Origin of the sequence: Pseudoalteromonas sp. H71, assembly GCF_001468485.1 — a bacterium.
GTDB lineage: Bacteria > Pseudomonadota > Gammaproteobacteria > Enterobacterales > Alteromonadaceae > Pseudoalteromonas.
In genome coordinates, this window is the sequence record NZ_LODI01000044.1 from 1 (window position 1) to 15,858 (window position 15,858).

Annotated in this window: 9 protein-coding genes and 1 pseudogene; 9 read left to right on the forward strand and 1 reads right to left on the reverse strand. The window is 42.0% G+C overall.

Annotated features, from left to right (window positions below; translation table 11 throughout):
• Positions 1-210, forward strand: a pseudogene (locus tag ATS71_RS18640) (IS3 family transposase); the annotation flags it as partial.
• Positions 211-671: 461 nt separating this feature from the next.
• Here the strand turns inward: ATS71_RS18640 and rsmF are convergent.
• On the reverse strand, positions 672-2,111 hold the full coding sequence (gene rsmF, locus ATS71_RS14415; RefSeq protein WP_058405450.1) for a 16S rRNA (cytosine(1407)-C(5))-methyltransferase RsmF: 1,440 nt from the start codon (positions 2,109-2,111) through the stop codon (positions 672-674).
• A gap of 266 nt (positions 2,112-2,377) precedes the next feature.
• On the opposite strand from rsmF, the gene ATS71_RS14420 reads away from it, so the two are divergent.
• The 8 genes from ATS71_RS14420 to ATS71_RS14455 all read left to right on the forward strand — a co-directional run bounded on the left by ATS71_RS14420 (position 2,378) and on the right by ATS71_RS14455 (position 15,778).
• Positions 2,378-3,064: a GntR family transcriptional regulator gene (locus ATS71_RS14420; protein WP_058405451.1), complete on the forward strand. Its 687-nt coding sequence runs from the start codon at positions 2,378-2,380 to the stop codon at positions 3,062-3,064.
• Between the two features lie 122 nt (positions 3,065-3,186).
• On the forward strand, positions 3,187-4,065 hold the full coding sequence (gene prpB, locus ATS71_RS14425) for a methylisocitrate lyase (protein WP_058405452.1): 879 nt from the start codon (positions 3,187-3,189) through the stop codon (positions 4,063-4,065).
• Positions 4,066-4,113: 48 nt separating this feature from the next.
• The gene (prpC, locus tag ATS71_RS14430) at positions 4,114-5,241 is read left to right on the forward strand and encodes a bifunctional 2-methylcitrate synthase/citrate synthase (RefSeq protein WP_058405453.1); all 1,128 of its coding nucleotides are present in this window, start codon (positions 4,114-4,116) and stop codon (positions 5,239-5,241) included.
• A 77-nt stretch (positions 5,242-5,318) separates the two neighbouring features.
• Complete coding sequence (gene acnD / locus ATS71_RS14435; RefSeq protein ID WP_058405454.1) at positions 5,319-7,925, forward strand: Fe/S-dependent 2-methylisocitrate dehydratase AcnD; 2,607 nt, start codon at positions 5,319-5,321, stop codon at positions 7,923-7,925.
• 15 nt (positions 7,926-7,940) lie between these two features.
• Positions 7,941-9,107: a 2-methylaconitate cis-trans isomerase PrpF gene (prpF, locus tag ATS71_RS14440; protein ID WP_058405455.1), complete on the forward strand. Its 1,167-nt coding sequence runs from the start codon at positions 7,941-7,943 to the stop codon at positions 9,105-9,107.
• A gap of 568 nt (positions 9,108-9,675) precedes the next feature.
• Positions 9,676-12,729: a hypothetical protein gene (locus ATS71_RS14445; RefSeq protein WP_058405456.1), complete on the forward strand. Its 3,054-nt coding sequence runs from the start codon at positions 9,676-9,678 to the stop codon at positions 12,727-12,729.
• Positions 12,730-12,793: 64 nt separating this feature from the next.
• The gene (locus ATS71_RS14450) at positions 12,794-13,885 is read left to right on the forward strand and encodes a hypothetical protein (RefSeq protein WP_058405457.1); all 1,092 of its coding nucleotides are present in this window, start codon (positions 12,794-12,796) and stop codon (positions 13,883-13,885) included.
• Positions 13,886-13,894: 9 nt separating this feature from the next.
• Complete coding sequence (locus ATS71_RS14455) at positions 13,895-15,778, forward strand: hypothetical protein (RefSeq protein ID WP_058405458.1); 1,884 nt, start codon at positions 13,895-13,897, stop codon at positions 15,776-15,778.
• Positions 15,779-15,858: the final 80 nt, after the last annotated feature.

The window sequence follows — 15,858 nt, forward strand, 5'->3', positions numbered from 1 at the left end:
GATGAACATTTACATAGCGGTATTAAGTTTGTCACGCCAAATCAGCGCCATTTAGGCTTAGATAAAGCGATCCTAGCGAAGCGCCATCGGGTTAATGAAATGGCGAAATTACAGAATCCAAGTCGTTGGTCAGGAAAGTCTAGAGATTGGACGATGATCAAGGAAGTAAATTTGAATCCAGAGAAAAAAGAAGAAGTGCGGGCGGCATAAAATTTAACTTGATGCGACAACTAACTTGAAAAACACCGAATATGACCACCGAGAACACAGAGGCGCTGCGCGCTACACAGAGATAAACGTAGTTAAACCCAAATTATTTACCAGCTCTTAGATTACTTCTCCTTGTCTTCTCATTTTCTTCTCGGTGGTGATTAAATTACTTGATTACTAATTAATCACAGAGCGACCCTTTGTGAATTTTTATTTTATTTCACTGGTGTATTTAAGCAGGCAAAAAAATGCCCAGAGTGATTTAGGGAAACTCTGGGCTATAACGGGCTCTTTGGAGCCATGCGCTAACAAAAAACTTTCTAATTCATAGGGAGAAGTTGAAAGTATTTTAAGTATAGCCAAAGCTCTTAAAATTACATATTTTTTGGTTGTTTTTTATACTGCAGCAAATACAGTTACTTAACTATGTTGTGCACATTTTATACGCAATTTATGCTTATTTACTCCCACGTTATTAACTGTGTATTTTGAACCAGATCGCGTGGAAGTGAGTTTTTGATCTTATTTTTTTGCCACTTTCCTAGCCCAATGGGGCAGCCGCATAATGTTAATACTACTTCGCCTAGCTCTTTTGTGGGCTCGGCTAAGCGTACATCTTTACCATTAAAGTAGTCGTTTGCTTGCTCGCTATTAAGCGCGTATGTGTTGGTTTTGCACGCGTTACCTAACACGGTGGCAAATTCGTGGGTTAGCCTTACGCCATTTTTATGAATAATGCCTATTTGAATACCTAAGCGGGCATATTTAATTTTGTTTTGAATGGCATCAAACCCCTGTGGGAATAGCCACAGTTCTTTGTCGCGTTGCATTAATGTGCCGGGTAGGCTTGTTAAACCAAAGTGCTTTTTAAGCTCGCTCATAAACGCGGTTGTTGGTTTTGTATCAAACTCAGTAAACGGAAACGCGCCTTTTTTGACTGTTTGATTTGGATTGTTACAACTTGCATGCTTTTTAAATTTAGCAATAAAAAAGCCTTCGCTGTCGTATGTTTGCGGCCATACGTGCAAATAGCCCTCGGCCGTTGTTGCTTTGTTGGCCCCCGGGAATAGATCGCTGAGTGACTCGGGCGCTATAAATTCGCCAAATTCTTCAAGTAAAAATTCGCATACTTGCTGGTTTTCGAGCGGGGTAAGCGTACAGGTTGAATACACCAGCGTGCCGCCGGGTTTTAACGCGTAAAATGCGCTTTTTATTAAATCTTTTTGTACTTGGGCTATTTGAATATTTGATTCGATTGACCAATTTTTTAGAGCATCGGCGTCTTTACGTACCGTGCCTTCGCCAGAGCAGGGGGCGTCTAGCAAAATACTATCGAAACATTCAAACATGTAATTGCCAAATATAATGCCATCAAAGTGTGAAAGCGCACAGTTACCCACGCCCATGCGTTTTAAGGTGGCACTGAGTACTTTTAAACGCGACGACGAAAGCTCGTTTGCTACTAGCACGCCTTGGTTGTTCATAAGTGCTGCTAGCTGCGATGTTTTAGAACCCGGCGCCGACGCCATATCAAGCACGGTGTTACTTGTTTGTATACTTTGTTTGAGCGCGATTGGCGGTAGCATTGAGCTTGCCTCTTGCACGTACATTGCGCCGCTTAGGTGTAGGTCGGTATTGCCTAGGGCTAGGTTTTGCTCTTCACTAATTGGGCGCTCTAGCCAAAAGCCTTCGCTACACCAAGGAATTGGCGTAAGTTGCCAATTTTTTTGTTCTGCTTTTTTAATAAAGTCTTCTACGGTTATTTTTAATGTATTAACGCGGATAGATTTTCTGAGCGGGCGACGACACGCATTTATAAAGTCATCTAACTTTAGGTGATTTGGTAGGTAGGTTTTTACGTCGTCTATAAAGTGCTCAGGAATAAAAGTATTGGCGTTCACGCGCTAGCTCGTACATTAAAAATAAAGCGCGATATTAGCATTTAAATAACTAAATTTCAGTGATAAAAACACCTCGCTTGATTATATAGCGCTGTCGACACTTTGTGGTTTTCAGGTATTTATAAACTACTTTACTCATACTTTAGAATAATAGTGTCGACAATAAGGGTGTTTTTTAGGCTTTTTGTACAGTTTTAGGGTTGACATGTTTTTTTAATGCGCCCATTATGGCTATACACATTGTCGACAATCTAAAAAATTAACTTATGACAGACTCATTTTTAAACGAAGCGCCTATTACCACAGCATCCGATCAGGTATTTGTAAACATGCGCCGTGAGATTGTTGAAGGCACTATTGCACAAGGTAGTAAAATTTCGGAGCCTGAGCTTGCAAAGCGTTACGGTGTAAGCCGCGCAACCCTGCGTGAGGCGCTAAACCGCCTAGAAAGCTGCTATTTAGTAGAGCGTAAAGCCAATGTAGGCTGCCGTGTAGTTGCCCTTACCGCTGAGCGTTTAATTGAGGTTTACCAAGTACGTAGCTCGCTTGAAGGGCTTGCTTGCCGTTTAGCTGCCGACAATATGGAGCCTGATGAAATTAAAGGCTTAAAACAATTACTAAATCAGCATTTACAAACGCAGCGCGTTAAAGAAGGCGAGTCGTACTACCAAGAGGCGGGCGATTTAGATTTTCATTACCGCATTATTAAGGGCAGTAAAAACGCACATTTGATTCATTTGCTTTGTAACGACCTGTACCAATTAATTCGCATGTACCGCGTGCAAATGGGTATGGCGGGGCCGCGGGTATCAAAAGCGTTTGACGAACATTTAGCGATTATTAACGCGATTGAAAACCACGACGGCGAACTGGCCGAAATGCTAATGAAGCGCCATATCAGTGCGTCGCAAGCCAATATTCAAACCAAATTTGATTTATACCAATCTGAATAACTGTTTATTCATGCAGATTGGTACAAGCCGCTAAAAGCTAAGCAAAATAGTTAAAGCGTCATATACAAAGATTAAAAATATAAGTTACTCCACGTAGCAACCGTTCAAAGAGAGGAAATGACATGTCAGCAGGATATAAATTTAAACAAGCTATTGCTAATAACCGTCCGTTACAAGTGGTGGGTACTATTAATGCCTACACAGCAATGATGGCTGAAAAAATGGGCCACCAAGCTATTTACCTATCGGGTGCGGGTGTTGCTAATGCCTCTTACGGTATGCCCGATTTAGGTATGACCAGCCTTGATAACGTGCTGGAAGATATTCGCCGTATTTCGGGTGCCAGCGATTTACCTTTACTTGTTGACGCCGATACCGGTTGGGGCGGGGCATTTAACATTGCACGTACCGTTAAAGAAATGACTAAAGCGGGTGCGGCGGGTTTTCATATAGAAGATCAAGTAGCGCAAAAGCGTTGTGGCCATCGTCCAAACAAAGAAATTGTTAGCCAAGGCGAAATGGTTGACCGTATTAAAGCGGCGGTAGATGCAAAAACCGATAGCGATTTTTACATTATGGCGCGTACCGATGCGTTTCAAAAAGAAGGGTTAAATGCTGCTATTGACCGAGCAGCAGCCTGTGTTGAAGCCGGCGCTGATGCTATTTTTGCAGAAGCCGTGCACGACCTTGCCGATTACCAAGCGTTTGCCAATGCGCTAAACGTGCCTATTTTGGCCAACATTACTGAGTTTGGCCAAACGCCAATTTATACCAAAGAGCAGTTAAGTGATGTAGGCGTTGAAATGGTGCTTTACCCACTCAGTGCGTTTAGAGCAATGAACAAAGCGGCACTTAATGTGTACTCGGCAATTTTAAATGAAGGCTCGCAGCAAAGCGAAATTGAGAACATGCAAACTCGTGCTGAACTTTACGACTTTTTAGATTACCACACGTACGAAAACACACTTGATAACCTTTTTTCATCAAAATCTGACAAATAATAACTATTAAATTAGATAACACACACAAATTTAAGATAGGAGAAGATCATGGTAGATAAAGCATTAGGCGGCGCAGGTTTACGCGGACAAGTAGCGGGTCAAACAGCATTGTGTACAGTAGGCCAAAGTGGCTCGGGTTTAACGTATTGTGGTTACGATATTAGCGAACTGGCTGAAAAAGCGCAGTTTGAAGAAGTGTCGTTTTTACTTTCACGCGGTGAGTTACCAACTACTAGCGAATTAGCTGAGTACAAAGCCAAATTAAAAAGCTTACGTGGCCTGCCAGATGCACTTAAAACCGTGCTTGAAAATATTCCTAAAGACGCGCACCCAATGGATGTAATGCGTACGGGTTGCTCTATGTTGGGTAACCTTGAAATGGAACTTGATTTTAGCCAAGCAAACGATGCGATTGACCGTATGGTTGCAGTGTTCCCAAGTATTATTTGTTACTGGTACCGTTTTACACACGATGGCGTTCGTATTGAAACACAAACAGACGACGATTCAGTAGGCGCACACTTTTTAACGCTATTACACGACAAAGCGCCAAGCGAGTTATTTGCACAGGTAATGAATGTGTCGCTTATTTTATACGCAGAGCACGAATTTAATGCCTCTACATTTACGGGGCGCGTGTGTGCATCTACTTTGTCTGATATTCATTCGTGTGTAACTGGTGCTATTGGTACGTTACGTGGCCCATTACATGGTGGTGCAAACGAAGCCGCAATGGACATGATTGAAGGTTTTACTAGCGCAGAACACGCTGAGCAAGAAGTCATGGGTATGCTTGAGCGCAAAGATAAAATTATGGGCTTTGGCCATGCTATTTACCGCGAGTCTGACCCACGTAATGTAATTATTAAAAAGTGGTCTGAAAAATTAGCCGCAGAGGTGGGCGATGATGTGCTTTACCCGGTGTCTGTTCGTTGTGAAGAAGTAATGTGGCGTGAGAAAAAGTTATTTTGTAATGCTGATTTTTTCCATGCATCGGCTTATCATTTTATGGATATTCCGACTAAGTTATTTACGCCAATATTTGTAATGAGCCGCGTAACTGGTTGGACAGCACATGTTAAAGAGCAACGTGCTAATAACCGTATTATTCGTCCAAGTGCTGATTACACAGGGCCAGATGCACGCAGCTACACGCCAATTGAATCAAGGGGCTAATTAGTCAGTATGTAAGGTGAGCAACACGCTCACCTTTTTGCCTTTTATTTCCCGTCACTTATTAGCGAATTTTTATTATGACCATTATTAACAATACTCAGTACCGCAAACCGCTTGCGGGCTCAAACGTAGATTACTACGATACCCAAGCCGCTGTTGATGCTATTAAACCCGGTGCTTATGCTACTCTTCCTTACAGCTCGCGTGTATTTGCCGAAAACTTAGTACGCCGCTGCGACCCTGCTATGTTAACCGATGCACTTAGCCAAATAATTGAGCGCAAACAAGATTTAGATTTTCCGTGGTATCCGGCACGTGTGGTGTGCCACGATATTTTAGGCCAAACAGCCCTTGTTGATTTAGCAGGCTTGCGCGACGCTATTGCAGCAAAAGGGGGCGATCCGTCTAAGGTTAACCCTGTGGTACCAACGCAGTTAATTGTTGACCACTCGCTAGCGGTTGAACATGCGGGTTTTGATCCTGACGCGTTTGAAAAAAACCGTGCCATTGAAGACCGCCGCAACGACGACCGTTTTCACTTTATTAATTGGACTAAAACGGCCTTTAAAAATATTGATGTGATCCCGCCTGGTAACGGCATTATGCATCAAATTAACCTTGAAAAAATGTCGCCTGTTATTCAAAACCGCGATGGCATTGCATTCCCCGATACTTTGGTAGGTACCGACAGCCACACCCCGCATGTTGATGCGTTAGGTGTTATTGCTGTAGGTGTGGGCGGGCTTGAGGCAGAAAGCGTAATGCTTGGCCGCGCGTCGTACATTCGTTTACCTGATATTGTGGGCGTAGAGCTTACGGGTACTCGCCAACCAGGTATTACCGCTACCGATATTGTGTTAGCGATTACTGAGTTTTTACGCGAGCAGCGTGTGGTATCTACCTATTTAGAGTTTTACGGTGAAGGCGCCGATGCGCTAACGCTTGGCGACAGAGCGACCATTTCGAACATGACACCAGAATTTGGTGCAACTGCGGCCATGTTTTATATCGACGATAAAACAATAGACTATTTACGTTTAACAGGGCGCGATGAAGAGCAAATAGCGCTTGTAGAAAACTACGCTAAAACAGCCGGCCTTTGGAGCGATAGCTTAAAAACAGCAAAATACGAGCGTGTTTTGACTTTTGATTTATCGAGTGTTGGTCGCAATATTGCGGGGCCTTCTAACCCACATCGTCGTGTTTCAACCAGCGATTTAGCGAAAGAAGGTATTTCGGGTATTGTTGAAAACGAAGACGGTTTAATGCCAGACGGCGCGTGTATTATTGCGGCAATTACCAGCTGTACCAATACCAGTAATCCGCGCAATGTAATTGCGGCAGGTTTGTTAGCGCGAAACGCAAACGCAAAAGGCTTAATGCGTAAACCGTGGGTTAAAACGTCGTTAGCGCCGGGCTCTAAAGCCGTGCAATCGTACCTTGAAGATGCAAAGCTATTACCAGAGCTTGAACAACTTGGTTTTGGTATTGTTGGCTTTGCGTGTACGACTTGTAATGGTATGAGTGGGGCACTTGACCCTGTTATTCAAAAAGAAGTAATAGATCGCGATTTATACACAACGGCTGTGCTTTCGGGTAACCGTAACTTTGACGGGCGTATTCATCCTTATGCAAAACAAGCCTTTTTAGCATCACCGCCTTTGGTTGTGGCTTATGCGATTGCGGGCACGATTCGTTTTGATATTGAAAAAGATATTTTAGGGCAAGACCAACACGGTAATGATGTAACCCTTAAAGATTTATGGCCAACCGATGAAGAAATTGATGCGGTTATTCAGCAAAGCGTTAAACCCGAACAATTTAAAAAAGTGTACGAGCCGATGTTTGACTTAACCGTAGATTACGGTGAAGACAACGACCCTCTTTACGATTGGCGAGCGCAAAGCACCTATATTCGCCGCCCGCCTTATTGGGAAGGAGCACTTGCAGGTGAGCGCACCATGAGTGGTATGCGTGCATTAGCGGTATTGGGTGACAATATTACAACTGATCATTTATCGCCTTCTAACGCGATTATGGCAAGCAGTGCTGCAGGTGAATACCTGACTAAAATGAATGTGCCAGAAGAAGATTTTAACTCATACGCAACGCACCGAGGTGATCATTTAACGGCGCAGCGTGCCACGTTTGCAAACCCTAAATTACTTAACGAAATGGTACTTGATGAAAACGGCGAGGTTAAGCAAGGCTCCTACGCACGCATAGAGCCTGAGGGTAAAAACACGCGTATGTGGGAAGCAATCGAAGCCTACATGGAGCGCAAGCAACCGCTTATTATTGTGGCCGGTGCTGATTACGGGCAAGGCTCGTCGCGCGATTGGGCTGCAAAAGGCGTTAGGCTTGCCGGTGTTCAAGTGATAGCTGCAGAAGGTTTTGAACGTATTCACCGTACTAATTTAATTGGTATGGGGGTTTTACCGCTCGAATTTGCACCAGGCACTACGCGTAAAACATTAAACCTAGATGGTAGTGAAAGTTACGATGTAAAAGGTACTCCAGCACCGGGCGCAACTTTAGAGCTGGTGATCACTCGTAAAAATGGTGAGGTGGTTACTACAGCAATGAAATGCCGATTAGATACGCAAGAAGAGCTTTCTATTTATGCTGCTGGTGGTGTATTACAGCGTTTTGCTCAAGACTTTTTAGAAGCGACAAACGCGTAATAAGGATTTTTTAAAATGTTTAAACCACAAATAAAAGTGCCGGCAACCTATATGCGTGGCGGTACGAGTAAAGGTGTGTTTTTTAATTTAACCGATTTGCCAAAGCCTGCCCAAGTGGCAGGTGAGGCGCGGGATAACTTATTACTTCGTGTTATTGGTAGCCCCGACCCTTACGGAAAACAAACCGATGGCATGGGTGGTGCTACATCAAGCACCAGTAAAACGGTCATTTTAAGTAAAAGTGAGCAAGCCAATCACGATGTAGATTACTTGTTTGGGCAAGTCGCTATTGATAAAGCCTTTGTTGATTGGAGCGGTAACTGCGGTAACTTAACTTCGGCAGTGGGTGCGTTTGCTATTAGTAATGGCTTAGTTGATAAAAACCGCTTGCCCGAAAATGGCATTGCTATTGTGCGTGTGTGGCAGGCCAATATTAAAAAAAGCATTTTAGTGCATGTACCAATGACTAATGGCGAAGTGCAAGAAACAGGGGACTTTGAGCTTGACGGTGTTACGTTCCCAGCGGCTGAGGTAAAGCTTGAGTTTGTAGACCCTGCTGATGGGGATGGGGCTTTATTTCCTACAGGTAATGTTGTTGACGATTTAGAGGTACCAGATGTTGGCACACTAAAGGCGACGATGATTAATGCGGGTATTCCAACTATTTTTATTAATGCTGAAGATATTGGTTATACCGGCACTGAGCTTCAAGACGACATTAACAATGATGACGCTGCGCTTATAAAGCTTGAAACAATACGTGCCTATGGCGCTGTTAAAATGGGCTTAATTACTAATATAAATGAGGCACAAGCACGCCAGCACACACCTAAAGTGGCGTTTGTTGCTAAGCCTGTTGCGTATAATGCATCAAGCGGTAAACACATAGATGCGGGCAATATTAATTTATTAGTTCGTGCTATGTCGATGGGTAAATTACACCATGCCATGATGGGAACAGCCGCAGTTGCTATTGGCACTGCAGCGGCTATAGAAGGTACGTTAGTTAATTTAGCTGCAGGTGGCGGCGCATTGAGTGAGGTGAACTTTGGTCATCCTTCGGGCACGTTAAAAGTAGGCGCTGAGGCTGAAAACAGTAATGGCGACTGGCAAGTTACCAAAGCGAGTATGAGCCGAAGCGCCAGAGTATTAATGGAAGGGCTTGTAAGGGTTCCTTTTTAATCATTTTTTGCTGCATTATTCACTTTTAAAAATCGACTGACCCTTATAGTCAGTTAGGGTTAATTTAACAGTATTAATAATGCAGTAACAATTAAGCAGGATTTTAAAATAAATAATAAACAAGGGATTGGCTTGGTTAGTTCTAAAGATTTGCTTTTTCATTAAAACTAAATGCTTTAGGGTTGATTTCCTTCCATTCTACATTTATTTTTAATGTTCTGTCGCAAATACTTGAAGAAAAAATTTAACAAACTAAATTTAATGTAATAATCAATCAACAAACACGATATATTATAAACCAACATGTTGGTTTTTTGTGGCTCTAACCTAGGTTATTGAATTTAATTAAGGCCTATAAAAATTAAAACATGGCGTTAAACTAAAATTACATCATTTTATATGTATAAATATGTAGCAACAACTCATAGCTTAATGGTACTTTTAAAGTTCTAGTAACAAAGGTTAGATTATTGTGCTTGTTTACATTTTTTGTAAACGGTGAATAAGCTTACCCAAGTTTAACCAAACTTTTTCAGATACTTATTTCATAGCTATCAAGGAGAAATAAATGGCGAAGCGTATGATCAAATTTACACCAATAGCGGCATCAGTTGCACTTACACTCGGCTTAACTGCGTGTGGTTCTGACAACGATGGCAATAACTATGTTGCACCAACACCACCGGCGGAATCTTTTAGCTCAGAAGACACAGCTTTATTTAACGTAGAAGTTACAGGTAAAGCGGTTAAAGGTGCGATGATGAACGCGGTGGTTAGCGTTTCAACATTAGATGCAACAGGTGAAATGGTAGCAGTACCATTTCGTTTAGCAGCCTCAGCTGAAGCTGAAACATTCTCTGCTGAAGAGTCAACTCAAGAAGCTGCAGATGCAGCAGTTGCTGCAAGCATCTTAGCAGCAAACCCAGAAGCCGTTTTAACAAACGAAAGTGGTCGTTACAGCGTTTACTTAGAAAATGACTTTTCAGGTCCTGTATACATCACAGTTAAAACATCAGCTGAAGGTGACGATAGCTACCTACGTTGTGATGCTTACCTAGGTTGTGGTACTTACGACGAAGCACCAGCAGCAGAAGACGATGTTAACGATGGCGATACAGCGATTGAGTTTGGCGAGTGGTACAAAACAGACCTAGAGCTTTCTGTTGTTAAATTTATTCCAGCGGTAGAAGCTGATGCATCTGGTGCAAGTGGTGCTTTAGGCGACGCAAACGTAGCGCGTTCACTTAGAGCAAACGCGACTTTCTTAACAACGCTTGTTTCACAACTTTTAATTGATGCGGGTGAAGGTGTTGATGCTGCTGGTATTGCTAGCTCAAGTGTTGATGTGCTTGTTCAAGTTTTAGGCCCAGATACAGCACTTTTACTAGCTTCTCTGCTAGGTGATGTTTCTAACGGCGGTGCAGTTGATTTAACTGACGTTGACGGCGAAGAAATGCTAGACGATGGTATTTTATCGTTAACTCAAGTTGCTTCATCCATTCAGGGCCTTGCAGATATTAACGGCAACATGACAAAGCTTATTGCTGGTATTAAAGCAGGTAAAGTAACCGGTAGTGACAATGCAGAGATAGCTGCACTAGCCACTGCATTACAACAAGCTGCTACAAATACAGCTAATATTTTCTTTGCAATTGCTACAGGTGAAGAAAGCGATATTGAAGCTGCACTAGCAGCTGCATTTGCTGTAAACAACCCAGATGCGACTGACGCTGAAAAAGCGGCGTTTGCTGCGCAATCTACAGGTATTGCTAAAAAGGCAAAAGCTGCTAAAGATAAAGCTGTTAAAAATGGTGCAGCGAGTGATGCCGGTTTAGCAAAGGCCGCTGAAAAATCTAAAAAAGCACTTGAGAAAATTGGTTGTACTGACGATTGTACAGTAGGCGGTGGCTTTTACATGCAACTTGCAGCTAAAACAACTGCTGCCGTTACTGTTGCAGAAGCTGAGCTAGTGTCAATTCAGGCATCAGTTACTGCTGCGCAGGCTGATTTAGTTGCAGTACAAGCACTAGGTGGTGACACTGTAGTTGACGCAGACACAGCCGTTGCGTTTGCAAATGCGGTTGAGTTACTTGCAAATGAAGCTGAAGTGGCTGATTTAGCCGGTGAATCAAATGCATTATTTGTACAGTCTCAAGGTTTAGTGTCTGTAGCTACTTTACTTGTGGCTAATAATACTGATTACCAACAGATTTTAGATGATGCAGACGCGTTAGTTGTCGGTTCTTCTGCTGAAATTGAAAAAGTTGCTACATTTAATACAGAACTTGAAGTACTTGTAGCTGCTGCAGCGCAAGCACTTGTTGATTTTGATGCAGAAGTTGCAGCAGCAGCTGCTCTTGCTACAGAAACAAATGAATTAGCGCTAGCGGCTGAAACTGCTGCAATGACTGCTGAAACAGCGTCAACAACAGCACTATCTGCTGCTGAAGATGCAATGGTAGACAACGCTGAAAATGCAGCTGAGGCGCTAGTACTTGCAGACGCTGCAATTGTTGCGGCTTCTGACTTTGCTGCAAGTGTTGACGCATTAGAAGTTGCTATTGCACAAGCATTAGCTGCTGCAGAAGCTTACTTAGCTTTAGATGCTGACAGCGCAGATGCACAAGACTTAATTGACGCTGCAGAGGCTATGGCTGTTACAGCGGCTGCTAAAGCAGAGCTTGCATCAGAGCAGTTTGCTACAGCGTATGCTTTACAATTAACAGCGCAAGATGCAGTTGCTAAGTTTGAAGTACTTGTATCTGTTAAAGCAACATCAGAGTCACTAAGTACAATGACTGTACTTACAAGCACTGGTGGTGAAGCGGTTCTTGATGCAGCAGATGTATTAGCTGACGTAATTAACGAACTTGCTGATATGGGCAACTCTGGTGAGGGTACGTCTACTCGTCAACCTAACTGGACTTATGCTTACAGCTTAGACGACCTAACGCTTATGCTTAACAATGAAACCACAGGCGAAATGATCAGCGCTGCTGCATCTTACCAAGGTGAGCAGTTAGTTGTTGCTTGGGGCGCTACGCTAGTTGGTGGTGACGCTACGGTTGAGCTAATGACTGCAGACACGCAAACTAATGCACTTGCAGATTGTGTTGACTTTGCAGCTGGTAATATTGACGAGACTCAAATTGATTCTTGTTTAATATTTACATTTGACGGCGAAGTAGATGCTGACACAGTAGATGACGCTGAAATCGTTAATACTGAGACTTGGAACCACGTTACAATTATGGACGGTGATTCTGGGTTTACTGGTATGTTAAATGTAACTGCTAATGACGCGACTGATATGGGTACTGTTACTCTTGAAGGTATGTCGGGCGACCTAGACTTTAAAGTTATGGGTACGGTTGATGCAAGCGGCGATGAAGATCAAAGCATGTTAGATGTAATGGTTAAAGGTGACGCAGCAATGGGTTACACATTATCTCTTATGGGTGCTGAGTCTACAGGTTACACTGGCGACGTTAAAGCGATGTACGAAGGCATGATGATGTCGTTTGGTACTGCTACTAAAGTTACTAATGGGCTTTCAATAACTTACATTGATGGTGTAACAATGGATTACACTGATGTTGATTTAATTGACTCAAGCAAGTAATTTTTAAACTATTAAAGGGAAAAGCAGTGTGCTTTTCCCTTTTTTTATTGAAAGCGATTAAATTATGAAAAAAAAAATTCTTTTGCTAGGATTTTCATCAGCTCTACTTTCTCCACTTGCATCCGCTAATAATCAGTTTCAAGTTTTTACTCATTTTGACGCAGAAATTTATACCGAAGCGCAACCAGTTCAGGCATTTGTTGATGACTTTGATGCGCCGCTAACATCGGGTGACAGTGCATTTACGTACAATATATTTGAAGTAGGTGTAGGATACGGAAATTTTAAAGTTGGACTGCAAAGTCGCTTTGACTACGTATTAAACTTTGACCCTGATACGGCAAAATATACGCACACTGAAAAAAATGATCTTGCTTTTGAAGATAGATATTACACTTACTTTTTAGACGCCAAACAGGCAACGTCTAACGGTGTTTTTGTGTCTTACGATTTTAAATTTTTAGACAAAAATGCATTAACCATTACCCCAAAATTGTCTGTATTTGCGAGTACGCATTTTCAAGATGGGATAGTTGATGGACGTATTTACAGTGATGAAGTAGAAGGCGATATCTCTGTTGATTATAACTATTCAAAAGATATTTTATTTAAAAAGTTTACTCCCTCAGAAAATCCAGAAGGGCTAGGTTACAGCCTAGATATATTTGCTGATTGGCAAGTAAATGACGAATTACATGTAGGCTTTAGCGTTAAAGACTTACTTTATAAAACAGATTACGAAGACAGTGGTTTTGTAGACGGCCAAACCACAGAGATCCCTTTTAGCCAAAACGACAATGGCGACATAATAACTCAGCCAACGGTATCGTTAAAAACGTCGTCATTTGGTAATACGCAATCTCACGATTTTGATATGAAAATGCGCATGCAAGCGTTTGCTGATTACAGAATTAACGATCGATTTTCTACTCAACTAACTCTTAAACGCTACGATCAAGATACATTTAGTCAGTTAAAAGGGCGAGTTCACTTTTGGGACCATTGGAAAGTACAGGCTGGCTACGAAACTAAAAGTAAAGCTTACTTAGTGGGGATTGAAAGCAAGTATTTTGGTCTTAATTTGCAAACCGATAGTTTAGATTTGGATAAAGCGTATTATGCAAATATAAATTGGTACATGAACATTAAGTTTTAAGGAATGAAGATGTTAAAACAAATTATACCCTTAGGGGTTGCAGTAGCATTAGCGGGTTGTGGTGGATCATCTTCGAGTACTGATAACAATGAAAACGTGGCTTTAACTCAAATTACAACTAATTCAACAGCACGTTTTTTTGTAGCTAATTGGCAGTCGCCGCAGGGTACGCTCAATATTTTAAATAGTGAAGGGGTTATCCAAGAATCAATTGACGTTGATAATATTAATACCTTTAGTGTTACTGTGACACCACTCGCTTATAGCCGTTTTGAATTTATACCTGATAACACGTCGCTCCCATGTCCGCGATTTACCGGTTGTGGTAGAACCGTGCGTGACGACCCTAATGATTTAAACGGCAACCGCTTAGTTGATTTTCAAGAACCGACGGCTGTTACATTAAATTATAAGGCCGATGCGTTTATTGCCCCTGGTGTGAACGCGGTGTATTTTTCTCCATTAAGTACTGCTATTACTGATGCCGGTTTAAGTGCAGCAAAGGCTAGTTTATCGGCCACGCCGTTTTATCATTTAACGCACAGTAACCTTACAGCAAGTGTTGAAGCTGAAATGGTCACAAATGCATTTACGTATGCCGCTATTATTGCAGGCGTAGCCGACAGTACATTTAATGTTGATGCGGCATTTAATGCTTTTTCTAGTAATGATACTGAACAGCAAGCATGGCAAGATTATAGCCAATTAGCTGCTCAATACATTCCCGATAATCTGTTTAATGAACAGGGAAATGGCTTATTACCTAACGTTGCAGGCCAAGTAAACCAGACAATTGCGAGTGTTACTACTTATCAGCAGTGGGAGCCACGTGTAAGCGAAGCACAAAGCTTAGAGTCAAGAGAGCTGCTTGTTGATGTTAGAAACATTATTGGTGTGGCAAGGCTTCAAGAAAAAAGCTACTCAGAAGAACTCGATGCTAAGTTTACTGAACTTGAGGGCGCGTTTGATGAAGATACCCAAGCAACACTGACTGCACTTATTAATGCGCTCAACGAGGTAATAACAAATTATTCACCGTTGGCTGATGATTCAGTGCCTGCTGGGCAGTATTCGCTTAGAGATTTAGACATTGATTACAGTAAATCGCCTTATACTTGGGCAATAACGGGTACCTACGATGACCTACCCATTAGCATAGACTTATCTATTCCTACTTTTAGAGTAAGTGGTGTGTTAGGTAATAAAATTGAGGGGGTAATGACTGCTACGGTAACCAATGGTGCAACGATACTGAGTGTTGATGTTAGCGAGTTACTGATTCAGTTTGATGGTATTGAGGTGGTAAATGAAACAAATCCTGACGCTGATACAGGTATTGCTCAGCTTACTACAGATGTTGTTATTAATAAGGCTAATGGTAAGTTGGCTGGGGATTTGTCGTTAAATTTAAATCGTTTTGTAGACTCATTTGCAGAGGTGTCTAACACGTTATCGTCTTTTAATTTTCAAGGTGATTATGAAAGTGATATTCAAAATACCGCGTTTCATATTACTGCAATTGAATCGTCCCCCTTTATTGGTGAAGAAAATGATGATTTAGCATTTACCTTTGAATTAGATTTTCCGCTAAGTGCTGCCAACGATTTTAAATTTGCTTATGTGGGTGCTGTAGATAATTTAACAGAGCTAACATCAACAGATATATATGTGAGTGCTCAAGGGCAAGCGTTAGATCTTCGTATTCGCGATGTTAATGGCAATATTAGCTTAGTTGCTAAAGGTGAGTACGGTCGCTGGTTAGATGTAAAACAAGCGGGTCGTAATTACAGTGGCGGCTTATACTTTGGTGATACAAAAATTGCTGAGGTTACCGCTGTTCGTGGTATTCCGGGTGTTTTATTTCCAAATGGTGATTTTGAATCGTTGTTTTAAACCCCCTTTAGTTTTATAAACTAATATTAAAAAGCCCAACAAGGTGAACACCTAGTTGGGCTTTTTGTATTATTGCTCGC